Consider the following 17,081-nt stretch of genomic DNA (forward strand, 5'->3'; position numbering starts at 1 on the left):
TGGCCAGACAGTAGACGCGCGCGGGGACGACCACCCGGGGGTTCTAGGTCGCAGACGCGGTCGTGGCACTTCACCCCCGCACGACTTCAGGCCCTAGGGTCGGGTGTCATGCGTGCGATGCGGACCCCGCCGGCCTTGCTGGCCCCGGTCGTCGCCGCGATGCTCGTGGTCGCCTCGCTGGCCGGATGCGGCGGCGGTGTGCTGAGTCCGGATCTGGTGGTGGTCAACGGCGGCGAACCACCCAACCCACTGATCCCGACCGGCACCAACGACAGCCAGGGTGGCCGGATCCTCGACCGGCTCTTCGCCGGCCTGATGTCCTACGATGCCGCCGGCCACCCGTCGCCCGAGGTCGCCCAGTCGATCGACACCACCGACAACGTCAACTACCGCGTCATCCTCAAACCCGGCTGGACGTTCACCGACGGCTCACCGGTGACGGCGCATTCGTTCGTCGACGCCTGGAACTATGGCGCGCTGAGCACCAATGCCCAACTGCAGCAATGCTTCTTCGGCCCAATCGACGGCTTCGACGCGGTCGCCGGCCTCACCGGAGACGGCAAGCCGACCGCGACCACGATGTCCGGGCTGCGGGTGATCAACGACCTGGAGTTCACCGTCCGGCTCAAGGCGCCGACCATCGACTTCAGGATGCGGTTGGGACACAGCGCCTTCTATCCGTTGCCGGCGGCCGCCTTTCGGGACATGAGCGGGTTCGGCCAGCACCCGATCGGCAACGGACCGTACCAACTCGTACAAGGCCCCGACGGTCCGGCGTGGGAGCACAACGTCCGAATCGACTTGCGGCCCAACCCCGGATATCGCGGCAACCGCAAGCCACACAACAAGGGGCTGCGCTTCGAGTTCTACGCCAACCTGGACACCGCCTACGCCGACCTGCTGTCGGGCAACCTCGACGTGCTGGACACCATCCCGCCCAGCGCCCTGCCGGTCTACAAGCGCGACCTCGGCGACAAGGTCACCAGCGGCCCGGCCGCGATAAACCAGAGCCTCGACACCCCGATGCGGCTGCCGCATTTCGGGGGCGAGGAAGGCCGGCTGCGCCGCCTGGCGCTGTCGGCCGCCATCAACCGGCCGCAGATCTCCCGGCAGATCTTCGCCGACACCCGCAGTCCCGCACGCGATTTCACCGCCCGATCACTGCCGGGGTTCGATCCGAACATCGCCGGCAGTGACGCGTTGGACTTCAATCCCGATCGGGCGCGGCGACTTTGGGCGCAGGCCGATGCGATCTCGGCCTGGAGCGGACGCTACGCGATCGCCTACAACGCCGACGCGGGACACCAGGATTGGGTGGACGCCGTGGCCAACAGCATCAAGAACGTGCTCGGCATCGACGCGGCAGGCGCGCCGCAACCGACCTTCGCGGGGTTTCGCACCCAGATCACCAACCGCAGCATCGCCACCGCGTTTCGCGCCGGATGGCAGGGCGACTACCCGTCGATGATCGAATTCCTCGCCCCGCTGTTCGCCACGGGCGCGGGATCCAACGACGTCGGCTACTCCAGCGAGAAGTTCGACGCCGCGCTGGCGGCCGCCGAAGCCGCACCCGACCTGGCGCAGGCCACCAGGCTGGCCAACGAAGCCCAACGAATCCTGTTCCACGACATGCCCGTTGTTCCGCTGTGGAACTACATCAGCGTGGTCGGATGGTCACCCGAGGTCAGCAACGTCACGGTCACCTGGAACGGGCTGCCCGACTACGAGAACATCGTCAAGGCTTGACATGGGCTGGTACATCGCGCGCCGGATCGCCGTCATGGTGCCCGTGTTCCTCGGCGCCACGTTGCTGATCTACGGCATGGTCTTCCTGCTGCCCGGCGACCCCTTGGCCGCGATCGCCGGCGATCGCCCCCTGACGCCGGCCGTCGCCGCGCAGCTGCGCACCCGCTATCACCTCGACGACCCGTTCATCGTGCAGTACTTGCGCTACCTCGGCGGCGTTTTGCATGGCGACCTGGGCCGCGCCTACTCCGGGCTTCCCGTCAGTGACGTTCTCGCACACGCGTTTCCGGTCACCCTGCGGCTGTCGTTGATCGCCCTGGCCGTCGAGGCGGTGCTGGGAATCGGGTTCGGGCTGGTCGCGGGCCTGCGTGCGGGTGGCCTTTTCGATTCGACGGTGTTGATCACCGGCCTGGTCATCATCGCGATCCCCATCTTCGTGCTGGGATTCCTCGCGCAGTTCGTGTTCGGGGTCCGGTTGGGCATCGCCCCGGTGACGGTGGGACAACGAGCCACCTTCGCGCGCCTGCTGTTACCCGGAATCGTGCTGGGCTCGGTGTCTTTCGCTTATGTGGTGCGGTTGACCCGGTCGGCGGTGGCCGCCAACGCGCATGCCGACTACGTGCGCACCGCCACCGCCAAAGGATTGTCACGGCCCCGGGTCGTGACGGTGCACATCCTGCGCAACTCGCTGATCCCGGTCGTGACGTTTCTGGGAGCGGACCTGGGCGCGCTGATGGGCGGGGCCATCGTGACCGAAGGCATCTTCAACATTCACGGCATCGGCGGCGTGCTCTACCAAGCCGTCACCCGGCAAGAGGCGCCCACCGTGGTCTCGATCGTGACCGTGCTGGTGATGATCTACCTGCTCACCAATCTGATGGTGGATCTGCTGTACGCCGCGCTGGATCCCCGGATCCGTTATGGCTGAGCCGAACACCGCACGGGGCGGATTCTGGCGCGACACGTGGCGGCGCTTGCACCGGCGCCCGAAGTTCATCGGTGCGGCACTGTTGATCGCGTTCATCGTTGCCGTCGCGATGTTTCCGGCGTTGTTCACATCCGTGGATCCGACTTATGCCGATCCCGGCCAGAGCCTGCTGCCCGCGTCGCGCGCGCACTGGTTCGGCACCGACTTGCAGGGCCACGACGTGTACGCGCGCACGGTGTATGGCGCGCGCGCCTCGGTCACGGTCGGCCTTGGGGCTGCCGCGATCGTGTTCGTCGTGGGCGGCGCGCTGGGCGCGTTGGCCGGCTTCTACGGCGGCTGGATCGACGCGGTGGTCTCCCGTGTCACCGACGTGTTCTTCGGGCTGCCGTTGCTGCTTGCCGCTATCGTGCTCATGCAGGTCCTGCACCATCGCACGGTGTGGACGGTGATCGCGATCCTCGCGTTGTTCGGTTGGCCGCAGGTGGCCAGGATCGCGCGCGGTGCGGTGCTCTCGGTGCGCGCCAGCGACTACGTCCTCGCCGCTAAAGCGTTGGGGATGAGCAGGTTTCAGATCATGCTCCGGCACGCGCTACCCAACGCCCTGGGCCCGGTCATCGCGGTGGCCACCATCGCCCTCGGCCTATTCATCGTCACCGAGGCCACGCTGTCTTACCTCGGTGTCGGATTGCCGACGTCGGTGGTGTCGTGGGGCGGCGACATCAATCTCGCCCAGACGCGGCTGCGGGCGGGCTCGCCCATCCTGTTCTATCCCGCCGGCGCCCTGGCCATGACCGTGCTGGCCTTCATGATGATGGGCGACGCGCTGCGCGACGCGCTGGATCCGGCGTCGAGGGCGTGGCGGGCATGAGCGCAACCGCCCCGCCACTGCTGTTGGTGGACGGCCTGGAAGTCAGTTTCGGCGGTCAGGCCGCGGTGTGTGGCCTGGACCTGTCCGTGCTGCCCGGTCAGACCGTCGCCGTCGTGGGCGAATCGGGATCGGGGAAATCCACCACCGCCGCGGCGATCCTCGGACTCCTTCCGCCGGGCGGGCGAATCACCGGCGGGCGCATCGTGTTCGACGGCGTCGACATCTCGGCCGCCGACCGCCGAGCGATGCGTGCGATCCGGGGTCGGGAGATCGGCTACATTCCGCAGGATCCGATGACCAACCTGAACCCGGTGTGGAAGGTCGGCTTTCAGATCCGGGAAGCGTTGCGGGCCAACACCTCCGACCCGCACACCCGCGAACGCGCGATGGAGCTGCTCGCCGCGGCGGGGATGTCGGACCCGGTGAAACACGCCGGGCGCTACCCGCATCAGCTGTCCGGCGGCATGTGCCAACGTGCGCTGATCGCGATCGGGTTGGCGGGCCGGCCGCGGCTGTTGATCGCCGACGAGCCGACGTCCGCGCTGGATGTCACGGTGCAGCGGCGTGTGCTCGACCACCTGCAGCGGCTCACCACCGAACTGGGCACGGCGCTACTGCTGATCACGCACGACCTGGCCCTGGCCGCGGAGCGTGCCGAGTCCGTGGTCGTCGTCCATCGCGGCGTCGTGGTGGAATCCGGTGCGGCGCAGTCGATCTTGCAAAGCCCGCAGCACGAATACACCCGCCGGCTGGTCGCCGCGGCTCCTGCACTGGCGGTCCGGGGCGCCGCGCGGTCGCGTCCGAGAGCCGGGCAGCCGGACGAGGGCGACGCCGACGAAATCCTCGTCGCCTCCGAGTTGACCAAGGTCTACCGCGAATCCCACGGTGTTCCGTGTCGGCGCGGCGAATTCCGCGCCGTCGATGCGGTGTCGTTTCGGCTGCGCCGCGCGCGCACGCTGGCGATCGCCGGGGAATCGGGGTCGGGAAAATCGACCCTGGCGCGGATGGTGCTCGGCCTGCTGCCGCCCACCTCGGGCGCGGTGGTTTTCGACGGCACCCGAATCGACGACGCGATGCCCCGGGACGCGCAGCTTGCTTTCCGCCGGCGGGTGCAGCCGGTGTTTCAAAATCCTTACAGCAGCCTGGATCCCATGTACTCGGTGTTTCGTGCCATCGAGGAACCGTTGCGGATTCACCGGGTCGGCGACCGCAGGCAGCGCGCACAAGCGGTGCATGACCTCGTCGACCAGGTGGCGCTGCCGTCGTCGGTATTGGATCGCCTGCCCCGCGAACTGTCCGGTGGCCAACGCCAACGGGTGGCGATCGCTCGCGCGCTGGCGTTGCGTCCCGAAGTGCTGGTGTGCGACGAGGCGGTGTCCGCGCTCGACGTTCTGGTTCAGGCGCAGATCCTGGACCTGCTGGCCGATCTGCAGGCCGAACTGGGCCTGGCCTACTTGTTCATCAGCCATGACCTCGCGGTGATCCGCCAGATCGCCGACGACGTGTTGGTGATGCGCGCGGGCCGCGCGGTGGAGCACGCGCCCACCGAGGAGCTGTTCACTCGCCCCGGCCACGAGTACACGCGGCAGCTGTTGGAGGCCATCCCGCACGCGCGGACAATCCGACGGAGATAGGTTGTCAAGCTGTGACGGCTGATCCTCTGGCCCCCCTGATGGAACTGCCCGGCGTCGCCGAGGCGAGTGACCGCGCCCGCGAGGCGCTGGGGCGCGCCCATCGCCACCGGGCCAACTTGCGCGGCTGGCCCGTGACCGCCGCCGAGGCCGCGCTGCGGGCGGCGCGCGCGTCGTCGGTCCTCGACGGCGGCCCCATCCGGCTCGAGGATCTCGCCGACGCCGGAAAGGTCAGCGATCCGGTGTTCGCGGGCGCGCTCCGGGTGGCGCAGGCGCTCGAGGGCGGCGAAGGCCCCGTCGTGGGCATCTGGCGGCGCGCGCCCCTGCAGGCGCTTGCCCGTCTGCACATGCTGGCCGCGGCCGATCAGACCGACGCCGAGCATCTGGGTCGCCCGCGCGCCGATGCCGGCGTAGGGCCGCGGCTGGAGCTGTTGGCGGAGTTGGTGAATGGCCGCACCCAGGCGCCGGCCCCGGTGATCGCCGCGGTCGCGCACGGTGAGTTGTTGACGCTGAAGCCATTCGGCAGTTCGGACGGCGTGGTCGCCCGCGCGGTGTCGAGGTTGGTGACCATCGCCAGCGGGCTGGACCCGCACGGCTTGGGGGTGCCCGAGGTCAGCTGGATGCGTCAGCCCGCGGCGTACCGCGACGCGGCACAGGGTTTCGCCGATGGCACGCGCGAGGGGGTGGGCGCGTGGCTGGTGCTGTGTTGCCGAGCGATGCAAGCCGGTGCGAAAGAGGCTCTGGCGATCGCCGACTCGATGTCGAATCGGTAGCTGAAGCGGGGGGCGAAAGGCCGGGAAATCGGCACCGGAAAAGGGTCGGAAAAGTGTAGAGCGGGCGACGTTCCGAATGATCGGTCCGCCGCCCGCTAGCACGGGACTCGGTTACCAAGCGTGCATTTCGGGGCTGCGTGGGTTGGCCTCGGCGATCTTGCGACGCTTCTGGTTGCAGCCCCACCCAAAGGGCCGTCGACGCTTCCGCTTTTCGCAATTACGCAGGCCCGCAACACTTCTGCCATTTTCGCGGCTATGACTCCGCGTGGGTGCCGGGCACCGTGCTGGGCGCCCGGATCGGGAGATCGAACCTTCTCTTCCGGATCGACCTAGGCCTCACCGGGCTTCCGTGGTTCCTTTGTACTACTAGACCCCTAGCACAGCAAGGCCCAATTTGGCGAATGCAGCCAAGGCGCATTGGATGGCGCGCCTCACGTGTTTGCTGTGGCCTAGAACGCGTAGCGGCGCAACAGCGAGTAGGTGACCGCGCCGGCGGCGAGCGCGCTGATGCCCACCGCCGCGGTGGTGGCGATCGCCGCGCCGGACGGCGCCGGGATGCGGTCCCGCAAGGACACCGGGCGGGAGAAGGACATCACGGGCCAGCCGCGTTCGACGGCTTCCCTCCGCAACCCGCGGTCGGGATTGACGACGCTGGGGTGACCGACCGTCTCGAGCATCGGCAGGTCGGTGATCGAGTCGGAGTAGGCGTAGCAGTGTTCGAGCGGATAGCCCTCGCGAGCGGCCAGCTCGCGGATCGCTTGGACCTTGCCCTCGCCGTAGCAGTAGAACGCGATCTCGCCGGTGTACCGACCGTCCTCGACGACCATCCGGGTGGCCATCGCGTGGGTGGCGCCCAGGGCCCGGGCGATCGGCGCGACGATTTCCTCGCCCGAGGCCGAGACCACCACGACGTCACGCCCGCACAATTTGTGGGCGGCGATCAGATCGGCGGCTTCGGCGAACACCAGCGGGGTCACGATGTCGTGCAGCGTCTCGTTGACGATCGATTTGACCTGTTCCACGTCCCAGCCGGTGCACATATTGGTCATGTGCGCCCGCATCCGATCCATCTGGTCATGATCGGCACCGGAGAGCAAATAGATGAACTGGGCGTAGCTGGACTTGAGCACGGCGCGGCGATTGAGCAGGCCCTGTGCGAAAAACGGTTTGCTGAACGCCAGCGTGCTGGACTTGGCGATGATCGTCTTGTCGAGGTCGAAGAAGGCCGCCGTGCGGGCGCGGGACGTGGTGCTTGCCGCTGATTGGCCCGCGGCTGACTGCTCGGCAGCCGGGTCGAAGACGGTCACGGACCCAGCATAGGTCGGCGGTGCCGTCGTGCCGTGGTCCCGCACCGGAAATGGCCGCTCAGGGCCGTGCGGGTGGCCGGTGGAGCAGTGTTTTCGCGGCTCAAGGTCATTTTTCAGTAAATGATCTATTGCGTTATTGCGGACTGTCATGTGTATAGTAAGCATTACTCGGCCTGAGCCGAGGGTGTATCAGCCCGACCCCCCGGGGCTGATGCACGACGACCCTCGCCTCCTCCCCCCCTGGCGGGGGTCGTCCCTTTTCTCGGGTCTTTTTGGGCCGTTTCCCCCCGGTTTCGGGCGCTGGGATTGGCCCTCGATGCGTTGCGGGGAGTTCGTCCGTCGTCGCTGGCGCACCGCCGCCGCGCGCGGTTTGTGCACACTCACGTCTCTATCCCCAAATCCGCGTTTGGGACTGGTGTGCCAAGGTTGGGGCCCCGCACAGTGGGCGGATGACCGGCACCTCCACGACCGAAGCCGCCCACCGCGCCGAGGGTTCTGCGGGTGTATTGGCGATGCTGGCGGAGCCCGAACTGCGCGCCGAGGTGGAGCGCGTGGCGGCAGCGGCCGGGATTCGCGTCGTGCATGCCGGCGACGCGACGCCGGTGAGCCGCAAGACCTGGGCGGCGGCCGCGGCCATCGTGCTGGACGCGGGGGCCGCGGTGCGCTGCGAGCGCTGGGCGCTGCCACGCCGCGATCACGTGACCGTAGTGACCGCGGCCGAGCCCGACCCGACGACGTGGGCGGCCGCCGTCGGCGTCGGCGCCGGGCACGTGCTGCGACTGCCCGGGCACGCGGCCGAGCTGGTTGGTGAACTCGCCGAAGCCGCCGAGTCGTCGCGCGACGACGGGTCGCGCGGCCACGCGGTCGCCGTCATCGGGGGCTGCGGCGGCGCCGGCGCCTCTGTGCTCGCGGTCGCCCTGGCTCACGCCGCCAGCGAAGCGCTGCTGGTGGACCTCGACCCGTGGGGTGGCGGCATCGAATTGTTGCTCGGCGGTGAAAACGCGCCGGGGTTGCGCTGGCCGGACCTTGCGCTGCGCGGTGGGCGGCTCACCTGGCCGGCGGTGCGCGATGCGTTGCCGCGACACCGCGGAATCAGCGTGCTCTCCGGAACTCGGCGCGGGTACGAGGTGGACGCCGGGGCGGTGCACGCCATCGTCGAGGCGGGCCGTCGGGGCGCGGTCAGCGTGATCTGCGACCTGCCTCGCCGCTTCACCGACGCGACCCAGGCCGCCTTGAGCGCCGCCGACCTTGTCGTGGTCGCCAGCCGCTGTGACGTGCGGGCCTGCGCGGCGACCACGGCGATGGCGCCGGCCCTGGCGTCCGTCAATCCCAACGTGGGCCTGGTGGTGCGGGGACCGTCGCCGGGAGGACTGCGGGCGGCGGAGGTCGCCGAGATCGCCGGCCTGCCGTTGCTGGCGGCGATCAAAGCGCAGCCGCAACTCGGCGAGCAGGTGGAACGCGGCGGCCTGCGATTGGGGCGGCGGTCGGCGCTCGCGGCGGCGGCCCGCGAGGTGCTTGGGGTGCTGCCGCCCGCCGGCGCGCGGGCGGCGCGGAACGGTCGGGCGGCGTGAGTGGTTCGCTGATCGAGCGCGTCCGCGAGCGACTGGCCGGCGAAGCCGGGCCGCTGGGGCCTTCGGTGGTGGCCGCCGCGATCCGGGCCGAGTCCGGCGGGATGCTCGGCGACACCGAGGTGCTGGCCAATCTCCGCGTGCTGCAGACCGAACTCACCGGCGCCGGCGTTCTCGAACCGCTGCTGTGCGCGGACGGTACGACCGACGTCTTGGTCACGGCACCGGACGCGGTATGGGTCGACGACGGCAACGGCTTGCGCCGAACGGGGATTCGCTTCCGTGACGAGGCCGCGGTGCGGCGCTTGGCGCAGCGACTGGCGCTGGCCGCCGGACGGCGGCTGGACGACGCGCAGCCCTGGGTAGACGGCGAGCTGACCGGCATCGGGGCCGGGGGGTTCGCGGTGCGGCTACATGCCGTGCTGCCGCCGGTGGCCGCCGCGGGCACCTGTTTGTCGCTGCGGGTGCTGCGGCCGGCCAGTCAGGACTTGGCGGCCCTGACCGCCGCGGGTGCGATCGAGCCCGCGGCCGCTGCGCTGGTCGCCGACATCATCGCCGCCCGGCTGGCGTTTTTGGTGAGCGGCGGAACCGGCGCGGGCAAGACGACTTTGCTGGCCGCGATGTTGGGCGCCGTGCCGCCCGCCGAACGGATCGTCTGCGTCGAGGATGCCGCCGAATTGGCGCCGCGGCACCCGCATCTGGTGAAACTCGTCGCGCGGTGCGCCAACGTCGAAGGCGTCGGCGAAGTCCCGGTGCGCCAACTGGTCCGGCAGGCGCTGCGGATGCGGCCCGACCGCATCGTGGTCGGCGAGGTCAGGGGCGCCGAAGTGGTCGACCTGCTGGCCGCGCTGAACACCGGGCACGACGGGGGCGCGGGCACCGTGCACGCCAACAACCCCGGCGAGGTCCCCGCACGCCTGGAAGCGCTGGGCGCGCTCGGCGGTCTCGATCGGGCGGCCCTGCACAGCCAACTCGCCGCGGCCGTGCAGGTGCTACTGCATGTCGAACGCGACCGCACCGGTCGGCGGCGACTCGCTGAAATCGCTGTGCTGCAACCGGTTCGAGGACAGGTCCGGGCGGTCACGGTGTGGCACGCGGATCGGGGGATGACCGACGACGCCCCGCAACTGCGGCGCGTCCTGCAAAGCCGGATGCCGGCGTGAACGGCCCGCAGGCCGGCGCGCTGCTGTTGTCGCTCGCGCTGGTGGTCGGTCGGCCCTCGCCCCGGCGCCGGCTCCGTCCGGCGGCGTCGCCGCGCCGGCGGCTCCCGTCGAACGGGCTTCGCGGCGCGGGCTGGGTGGCTGTGGGTGTGGGCTGCGCCGCCCTGGTCCTGCTGCCGCTGACGACCGTTCTGTGCTTCGCGGTCGTGGGCGCGACCGTGAGCCTGCGCTATCGGCGTCGCCGCCGCATGCGACGCGCGACGCGGGAGGGCCGCGCGCTGGAAACCGCGCTCGATGTGCTCGTCGGTGAGCTGCGGGCGGGCTCCCATCCGGTGCGCGCGTTCGGCGTCGCCGCCGACGAGACCGCCGGCGCGGTCGCGGACTCGCTGCGCTCGGTGGCGGCGCGGGCCCGGTTGGGTGCCGATGTCGCGGCCGGGCTGGCCGCCGCCGCACGCTCGTCGGCGCTACCCGCGCATTGGGAGCGGCTCGCGCTGTGCTGGCGGCTGGCCAGTGACAATGGGTTGGGAATAGCGACCCTGATGCGCGCCGCCCAGCGCGATATCGCTGAGCGGCAACGGTTCTCGGCGCGCGTTGCATCGAGCCTGGCCGGTGCGCGCGCGACCGCGGCGATACTGGCCGCCCTGCCGGTGCTCGGGGTGCTGCTGGGTCAACTGATCGGGGCCCGACCGCTGGCCTTCCTGCTGGGCGGGCATGTGGGCGGGTGGCTCTTGCTCATCGGTTCGACGCTGGCCTGCGGCGGGCTGTTGTGGTCGGACCGCATCGTCGATCGGGTGGCGTGATGAACCGCGCCGGTGACGATGCAGAGCGAAGCGATGAGGAGGAGCGGCGCATGAACCTCGTAGCGGTGCTGCTGGCCGCGGCGCTGTGGATCGGTCCCGGTCCCTCGCTGACGCGACGGCGTGCCGGGATGCCGCTGCGCGGCGGCCGGGCGCGGGGGACCGCCGCGCGAACGGGCGGCCCGGACGCGCTGGCGGTCGCGTCCTGTCTCGACGTGCTGGCCGTGTGCCTGGGGGCGGGCATGGCGGTGTCGACCGCCGCGGCGGCCGCCGCGCCATCCGCGCCGCCACAGCTGGCCCGCGTCCTGCGCCGGACCGCCGACCTGCTGGCGCTGGGCGCCGATCCCGCTGTGGCATGGGCGATTCCGTCGGACCTACCGGCGAGCCCGGACGACACGCACGTCGACGCGCTGCTGCGGTTGGCGCGGCGCTCTGCGTCCTCGGGCGCGGCGCTGGCCGGTGGCGTCGCCGAGTTGGCCGACCAGTCCCGCCACGACGCCGCACACGCGGCCACCGCCGCCGCCGAGCGGGCCGGGGTGCTCATCGCCGGGCCGCTGGGCCTGTGCTTCTTGCCGGCGTTCGTCTGCTTGGGCATCGTCCCGGTGGTGGCGGGATTGGCCGGTGAGGTGCTGCAGTCGGGTCTGCTGTGAAACGAAAGGAAGTCCTTGATGATCAACATGTTTCGCGAATTCGCCGCGCGCGTGGTCGTGCTGGCGGCCGACGAGTCGGGCATGTCGACGGTCGAATACGCCATCGGCACGATAGCGGCGGCGGCGTTCGGCGCGGTGCTGTACGCGGTGGTCACCGGAGATTCCATCGTGTCGGCGCTGACCAACATCATCGGCCGTGCGCTCAACACCAAGGTGTAGCCGGTAGTGCCGGCGCGAGCACCGTCGAGGCGGCGTTGGGCATCGCATCGCTCGTGGTGGTGCTGGTGCTGTGCCTGGCCGGCGTCAGCGCGGTTTCGATGCAGGTGCGCTGCATCGACGCCGCGCGCGAGGCCGCCCGACTGGCCGCTCGCGGCGACGAACGCTCCGCCGTGGCCGCCGCTCGCCGACTCGCCCCTGCCGGGTCGCGAATCGACCTGCACCGCGACGGCGACTTCCTGGTCGCCACCGTGGTCGCGCACTCGAAGTTGTTGCCCGCCAGTGTCATTGACGCAAAGGCGGTCGCCGCGGTCGAGCCGCCCCGATGATCGGGGCTCGGCCACATTGGTCGCGGCCTGGATGGTCGTGGTGCTGCTATGGGCGACCGGCGTCGCCGCCTACCTCGGCTCGGCGGTGGTGGCCCGTCACCGCGCACAGGCGGCGGCCGACCTGGCCGCCCTGGCCGCGGCGGCGCGCCTGGCGTCCGGATCCGACGCGGCCTGCACCCACGCCGCGGTCGTCGCCCGCGCGATGCGGGTCGACGACATCGGCTGTGTGGTCGACGGTCTCGATGTCGTCATCACGGCGCGGGTGGCGGTCGTCGTCGCCGGTACGGCACGGGCCACCGCGCGGGCGGGGCCGGCGGTCGCAGGAAAGGACTAGGGCGCTTGTGACAGCCCCGCGGCGACCAGCTCGTCATCGGTGGGCAATCGCAGGGAGACCAGCCCCGCGTACGTATCCGGCTCCAGCTCCACCCGGTTGACGGTGATGTGCACCGGCACCCAGTCCCCGTCGTGCCCGGGCATGCGCAGCACCCGACTGGTGGCGCCCCCGTCGAATTCCCTTGTCATGGCGGTCATCACGTCCTGATCGTCGGGGTGAACGCGTGGCTTTCCCGTCTCGCTGCGTCGCCAGTCGTAAAAGGTGCAGGGCTCGTCGAGCCATTTCAACAGGGTCCAGTTGTTGAGGTCGATCAGCGCGCGGTGCACCCCGGCCTGGGCGAGGCCGCTGAGGATCCGTTGCGCCAGGTCGTCGGTCGACACCGCCGGGCCCTTCAGTTCGGACTGCCAGTTGATCGCTCGCGCCACCAAGTGCTCCCGGCCGTCGGGCCCCGGCTCCAAGATCGTGCGCGCGACGAAACCTATCCGGATCGCCTTGCCGCGCCAGTCGGTGAGATCCCAGGTGCTGCACAATGTTTGGTCGGGCTTGGCCTTGACCGCCATCGCGAGCACTTTGGTCTCGTTCGGGTTGAGTTCACGGGACGGGAGATCCTCGGCGAAGGCCCTGCCGAAGGTGACTTCGACTTCGGGGTTCTTGCCGCTGTTGATCAGCGATTCGCGGGTGTCGGTCGCCACACCCAGGGTCAGGTCCCACTTCAGCGGCCCCGGAATCGGGCGCTCGGGCGGGTCGATGTCGGAGGGCCCGGTCCACACGTGCACGCCGTGGATGAGACCGTCGGACATCACCACCGGTTCGGTGCGAATGATGCGATCACGCTTGGGTGTGATGCTGGTCAGGCCCTGCCCGGTCTGCACCGATTCGGCGATCGCGGTTCGCACCGCGGCGAGATACGGGCTGCGGCGCAGGAAGGTGGCGATCGGGACGAGATTCTTCAGTTGGCGCCCCTGCGCCACAACGGTGGGATCCCCACCGAGCGTCTCCACGAGCAACCAGTCGTGGGCCATGCGGCTGAGTTTACGGCGACGGGACGCGCCCGTGGGAGCGGGTGAACCGACGGGCGACCTCGCCGGCTCCGCCGGTTTGCTCAGCGTGACTCTCGCGCCAGCTCCGCGAGGACCAACCGCAGCACCTGCACCGCGCCGGCCTTGTCGAGCGGGTCGTTGCCGTTGCCGCACTTGGGGGACTGCACGCACGACGGGCACCCCCGCGGGCATTCGCACGCCTCGATGGCGCCGGCCGTCGCGCCGAGCCACGTGCGGGCCTTTCGAAAGCCCCGTTCGGCGAATCCCGCGCCGCCCGGATACCCGTCGTAGACGAAGACACTGGGCAGCCCGTCGGGCTCGGGTCCCACCGCGGTGGACAAGCCGCCGATGTCGCCGCGGTCGCAGCTGGCGACCAACGGCAGCAGCCCGATGGCCGCGTGCTCGGCCGCATGCAATGCCCCGGGAATCCGCGTGCCGTCAATACCGTTGCGCTGCAACGCATCCTCGGTGATGGTGTACATCACCGAGGTGGTGGCCAGCGTGTGCTCCGGCATGTCCAATTCGATGAAGTCGATCACCTCCCCGGAGAGCCGGCGGCGCAGATACCCCACCACCCGGTGCGTGACCCGAACCGGGACCAGCCCCAGCGTGACCGGACCGAAGGCCGAGCGCTCGCCGGTGCCGGTGACGGCGATGTCGGTGATCTCCCGCGCGAACGTCGCATAACCGGGGTCCTCGGCGTGGACGAAGGCGATGCCCTCCTCGGTGTCCAGCGAGTCCACCACGTAGCTGTCGCCTTGATGCAGGTACACCGCTCCCGGGTGCACCGAGACCGGTGCCTGGCCGACGCCGGCGCTGCCCAGCAACCGCCCGGTGTCGGTCTCCACGATGACGATCTGCCCGCCCACCGAGCCCCGGATGTCCACCGCGGCATGCGGTTCCAGACCGGGCACCGGAAAGTACTTGCCGCTTCGCCGCCGCAGCAGCCCGTCATCGACCAGGCCGTCCGCCACGTCGGTGGCGCCGAGTTCGCGGACTTCGACCTCGTCCAGCGGCAGTTCGGTTGCCGCGCAAAGCAATTGCGGACTCAGGATGTACGGGTTCCCGGGGTCGATGACGACCCGCTCGACCGGCTTGTCCAGCAGCGCGGCCGGGTTGTGCACCAGATACGTGTCCAGCGGATCGTCACGGGCGATCAGCACCACCAGCGCCCCCTGGCCGCGCCGTCCGGAGCGGCCGGCCTGCTGCCAGAACGAGGCGACGGTGCCGGGAAAACCGGCGAGCACCACCGCGTCCAACCCGGCGATGTCGACGCCCAGCTCCAACGCATTGGTGGTGGCCAGGCCGCGCAACCGGCCCTCGGCCAGGGCACGCTCCAGCGCGGTGCGGTCCTCCGCGAGATACCCGGCCCGATACGACGCCACCGTCCGGGAAAGCTCCGGGGCGATGTCGTCCAACCTCGCCTGGGCGCCCAGCGCGGTCAATTCCGCCGCGCGGCGCGACCGTACGAAGGTCAGGGTCTGGGCTCCCTCGGCGATCAGGTCGGCCATGACGCGCGCCGCCTCCGCACCCGCCGAGCGCCGCACCGGCGCGCCGTTCTCGCCAACCAGGTCGGCCCGCAGCGCGGGTTCCCACAGTGCCACGGTCCGCGCCCCCTGGGGTGAACCGTCTTCGGTGACCTCCTGAACCGGAAGCCCGATGAGCTCGGCGGCCGTCGCTCCCGGGGAATCCGTTGTCGCGCTGGCGAAGATCACCGTCGGCGCACTCGAATAGCGGGCGCACAACCGCAACAAGCGGCGCAGCACCATCGCCACATTGGAGCCGAACACCCCACGGTAGTAATGACATTCGTCGACCACCACGAAGCGAAGACCCCGCAACAGGACGGCCCAGCGGGCATGGTTGCGCAGGATCGACACATGGATCATGTCGGGGTTGGAGAACAACCAGCGGGAGCGCTCCCGCGCGAAGCGGCGCACCTCGGCGGGGCTGTCGCCGTCGTAGGCGGTGGGCGCCACCGCAAAACCGGGGTCATGCAGCCGCGGAACCGCCGCGGTGAGTGCGTGCGCGGCCCGCAGCTGGTCATGCCCCAGGGCCTTGGTCGGCGACAGGTAGAGCACCCGGGCCCGCGGATCGGTCGCCAGCGCGTTGAGGACGGGGAGCTGATAGGCCAGCGACTTGCCGGACGCGGTGCCGGTGCTCACCACCACATGGCGGCCCGCGTAGGCCAGGTCCGCGGCCGCGAACTGATGCGACCAGGGTGCGGCGATCCCGCGGTCGGCGAACGCCTTGACCACGTCGGGCTCGGCCCACGCCGGCCAATCGGCCGGCCGGCCGCCGCGCGGCGGCAGCTCGGCGACGTGGCGCAGCGGGCGTTCGTCCGTCGCGGTTCCGGCGAGCGCGGCGGCAAGCAGGTCACTGCCGAAACTCGCCATCTCACCCCGCTTCGCATCGCTGCCCGAATCGCACTTCACATCAGGCAAACACACAAGTCTGTCGCCGACGCGATGAACATGGTTGACTAATTGCGGTCGCAGCTTCTGTGTTCGTGTCAAACTTTCGCAGGATCGACGTTGCGGCCGCGGTTCCTGCGAGGTTAATCGGTCGGGTGAAGTTCCGGCGACTCAGCGAGGTATGGCGGTCGTACCAGGCCCGGGGCATCGAAAGGCGATGCCCCGCACCCAGAAGAAAAGGAAAGATCGAGAGATGCCACAGGGAACTGTGAAGTGGTTCAACGCGGAGAAGGGCTTTGGGTTCATTGCCCCCGAAGACGGTTCCGCGGATGTGTTTGTCCACTACACGGAGATCCAGGGTTCGGGCTTCCGCACCCTCGAAGAGAACCAGAAGGTCGAGTTCGAAATCGGCCACAGCCCTAAGGGCCCCCAGGCCACCGGAGTCCGCTCCCTGTAGAGGAGAGCAGACCTGAGACGGATACCCCCCGTGCAGCCCCCAGCGGGCCCCGCCGGGGGGTTTCCTCTTTGTTTCGGTTTCTTTCGGCTTTTGCGCCACGTGGGTGCCCGCCGCCGCCGCGCCGGTCGCCTCAAGACGCGGACGGGTGAGAGGGCCTACTGTCGGATGGCGTGAGCCAGCTTTCCTTCTTCACAGCGGAGTCGGTGCCGCCCGCGGTCGCCGATCTTTCCGGGGTGCTGGCGGCGTCCGGGCAGATCGTCACCGTCGGCGGTCCGGAGGCGCAGGGCGCGCGGCTGGCTCGGCTTTCCGTGGTCGTCGACGACGTATGGCGGGCCTCGGCGCTGGCGGACATGATCCGCGAGGCCGGGCTGGTGGCCGAGATCAGCCGGACCGACGAGGACACCCCGCTGGTGCGCACGGCGGTGGACCCGTCGCTGAGCACGCTGGCGGCCGAATGGACGCGCGGCGCGGTCAAGACCGTGCCGCCGCGCTGGCTGCCCGGGCCGCGGGAGCTGCGGGCGTGGACGCTGGCGGCCGGCAACCCGGAGGGCGAGCATTACCTGCTGGCGCTCGACCCGCACGCGCCCGACACTCACTCGCCGCTGGCGTCGGCGTTGATGCGCGTCGGGATCGCGCCCACCTTGATCGGCACCCGAGGCGGCCACCCGGCGCTGCGCATCACCGGCCGCCGCAGGCTATCGCGCCTGGTAGAGAACGTGGGGGAGCCGCCCGACGGCGCCGAGGCGCTGTCCCGGTGGCCGCGGGTTTAGCCGGCGGACAACGGGCGATTTTGCGCCGCGTTCTCGAGCGTCGGTTTGCGCAGGCCCGCCCGAGGGTGCGAAATTGTCAGGTGCCGCAGGGCG

At 70.2% G+C, this 17,081-nt stretch carries 17 protein-coding genes; 14 read left to right on the forward strand and 3 right to left on the reverse strand.

Going from position 1 to position 17,081, the window contains the following annotated elements; genetic code table 11:
• The first annotated feature begins 117 nt into the window (after positions 1-117).
• From JF781_RS07410 to JF781_RS07430, 5 genes are read left to right on the forward strand one after another with little or no spacing between them, the layout of a single operon-like run.
• Complete coding sequence (locus JF781_RS07410; protein ID WP_225326171.1) at positions 118-1,746, forward strand: ABC transporter substrate-binding protein; 1,629 nt, start codon at positions 118-120, stop codon at positions 1,744-1,746.
• Between the two features lies 1 nt (position 1,747).
• The gene (locus JF781_RS07415) at positions 1,748-2,674 is read left to right on the forward strand and encodes an ABC transporter permease (protein WP_225326172.1); all 927 of its coding nucleotides are present in this window, start codon (positions 1,748-1,750) and stop codon (positions 2,672-2,674) included.
• Positions 2,667-3,542: an ABC transporter permease gene (locus tag JF781_RS07420; protein ID WP_225326173.1), complete on the forward strand. Its 876-nt coding sequence runs from the start codon at positions 2,667-2,669 to the stop codon at positions 3,540-3,542. Before JF781_RS07415 ends, JF781_RS07420 begins: the two co-directional genes overlap by 8 nt.
• Positions 3,539-5,176, forward strand: a complete 1,638-nt coding sequence (locus tag JF781_RS07425) for an ABC transporter ATP-binding protein (protein ID WP_225326174.1) — start codon at positions 3,539-3,541, stop codon at positions 5,174-5,176. Before JF781_RS07420 ends, JF781_RS07425 begins: the two co-directional genes overlap by 4 nt.
• 11 nt (positions 5,177-5,187) lie before the next feature.
• Positions 5,188-5,946: an oxidoreductase gene (locus JF781_RS07430; RefSeq protein ID WP_225326175.1), complete on the forward strand. Its 759-nt coding sequence runs from the start codon at positions 5,188-5,190 to the stop codon at positions 5,944-5,946.
• Positions 5,947-6,395: 449 nt separating this feature from the next.
• Here JF781_RS07430 and JF781_RS07435 read toward each other — a convergent pair whose 3' ends face one another.
• The gene (locus tag JF781_RS07435; RefSeq protein WP_225326176.1) at positions 6,396-7,253 is read right to left on the reverse strand and encodes an HAD-IB family hydrolase; all 858 of its coding nucleotides are present in this window, start codon (positions 7,251-7,253) and stop codon (positions 6,396-6,398) included.
• Positions 7,254-7,765: 512 nt separating this feature from the next.
• Here JF781_RS07435 and ssd point away from each other — a divergent pair.
• From ssd to JF781_RS07470, 7 genes are read left to right on the forward strand one after another with little or no spacing between them, the layout of a single operon-like run.
• The gene (ssd, locus tag JF781_RS07440; RefSeq protein ID WP_225326317.1) at positions 7,766-8,824 is read left to right on the forward strand and encodes a septum site-determining protein Ssd; all 1,059 of its coding nucleotides are present in this window, start codon (positions 7,766-7,768) and stop codon (positions 8,822-8,824) included.
• Positions 8,821-9,984, forward strand: a complete 1,164-nt coding sequence (locus JF781_RS07445; protein WP_225326177.1) for a TadA family conjugal transfer-associated ATPase — start codon at positions 8,821-8,823, stop codon at positions 9,982-9,984. The genes ssd and JF781_RS07445 overlap by 4 nt, the downstream gene beginning before the upstream one ends.
• Positions 9,981-10,781 (forward strand): type II secretion system F family protein, encoded by an 801-nt coding sequence (locus tag JF781_RS07450; RefSeq protein WP_225326178.1) that lies wholly within the window; start codon positions 9,981-9,983, stop codon positions 10,779-10,781. Before JF781_RS07445 ends, JF781_RS07450 begins: the two co-directional genes overlap by 4 nt.
• A gap of 50 nt (positions 10,782-10,831) precedes the next feature.
• Positions 10,832-11,428 carry a type II secretion system F family protein gene (locus tag JF781_RS07455; RefSeq protein WP_225326179.1) on the forward strand — a complete coding sequence of 199 codons (597 nt, stop codon included), beginning with the start codon at positions 10,832-10,834 and terminating at the stop codon, positions 11,426-11,428.
• 18 nt (positions 11,429-11,446) lie between these two features.
• Positions 11,447-11,647 carry a DUF4244 domain-containing protein gene (locus JF781_RS07460; protein ID WP_225326180.1) on the forward strand — a complete coding sequence of 67 codons (201 nt, stop codon included), beginning with the start codon at positions 11,447-11,449 and terminating at the stop codon, positions 11,645-11,647.
• Positions 11,648-11,682: 35 nt separating this feature from the next.
• A complete protein-coding gene (locus JF781_RS07465) occupies positions 11,683-11,973 on the forward strand; it encodes a TadE family type IV pilus minor pilin (RefSeq protein ID WP_275254028.1) in 291 nt (96 codons plus the stop codon).
• 31 nt (positions 11,974-12,004) lie between these two features.
• Positions 12,005-12,307, forward strand: coding sequence for an Rv3654c family TadE-like protein (locus tag JF781_RS07470; RefSeq protein ID WP_308011523.1), 303 nt, complete (start codon positions 12,005-12,007; stop codon positions 12,305-12,307).
• Here the strand turns inward: JF781_RS07470 and JF781_RS07475 are convergent.
• Together JF781_RS07475 and JF781_RS07480 are read right to left on the reverse strand one after the other, a co-directional pair.
• Positions 12,304-13,329 carry a PAS domain-containing protein gene (locus JF781_RS07475; RefSeq protein WP_225326181.1) on the reverse strand — a complete coding sequence of 342 codons (1,026 nt, stop codon included), beginning with the start codon at positions 13,327-13,329 and terminating at the stop codon, positions 12,304-12,306. The two genes, JF781_RS07470 and JF781_RS07475, sit on opposite strands and share 4 nt — an antisense overlap.
• An 80-nt stretch (positions 13,330-13,409) precedes the next feature.
• Complete coding sequence (locus JF781_RS07480) at positions 13,410-15,743, reverse strand: DEAD/DEAH box helicase (RefSeq protein WP_225326182.1); 2,334 nt, start codon at positions 15,741-15,743, stop codon at positions 13,410-13,412.
• Between the two features lie 271 nt (positions 15,744-16,014).
• Between JF781_RS07480 and cspA the strand changes: the two genes are divergently transcribed.
• Positions 16,015-16,218, forward strand: a complete 204-nt coding sequence (cspA, locus tag JF781_RS07485; RefSeq protein ID WP_007772268.1) for a cold shock protein CspA — start codon at positions 16,015-16,017, stop codon at positions 16,216-16,218.
• A gap of 170 nt (positions 16,219-16,388) precedes the next feature.
• The gene (locus tag JF781_RS07490) at positions 16,389-16,988 is read left to right on the forward strand and encodes a hypothetical protein (RefSeq protein WP_225326183.1); all 600 of its coding nucleotides are present in this window, start codon (positions 16,389-16,391) and stop codon (positions 16,986-16,988) included.
• Positions 16,989-17,081: the final 93 nt, after the last annotated feature.

This window comes from Mycobacterium sp. WUMAC-067 (assembly GCF_020217485.1).
Taxonomy (GTDB): Bacteria; Actinomycetota; Actinomycetes; order Mycobacteriales; family Mycobacteriaceae; genus Mycobacterium.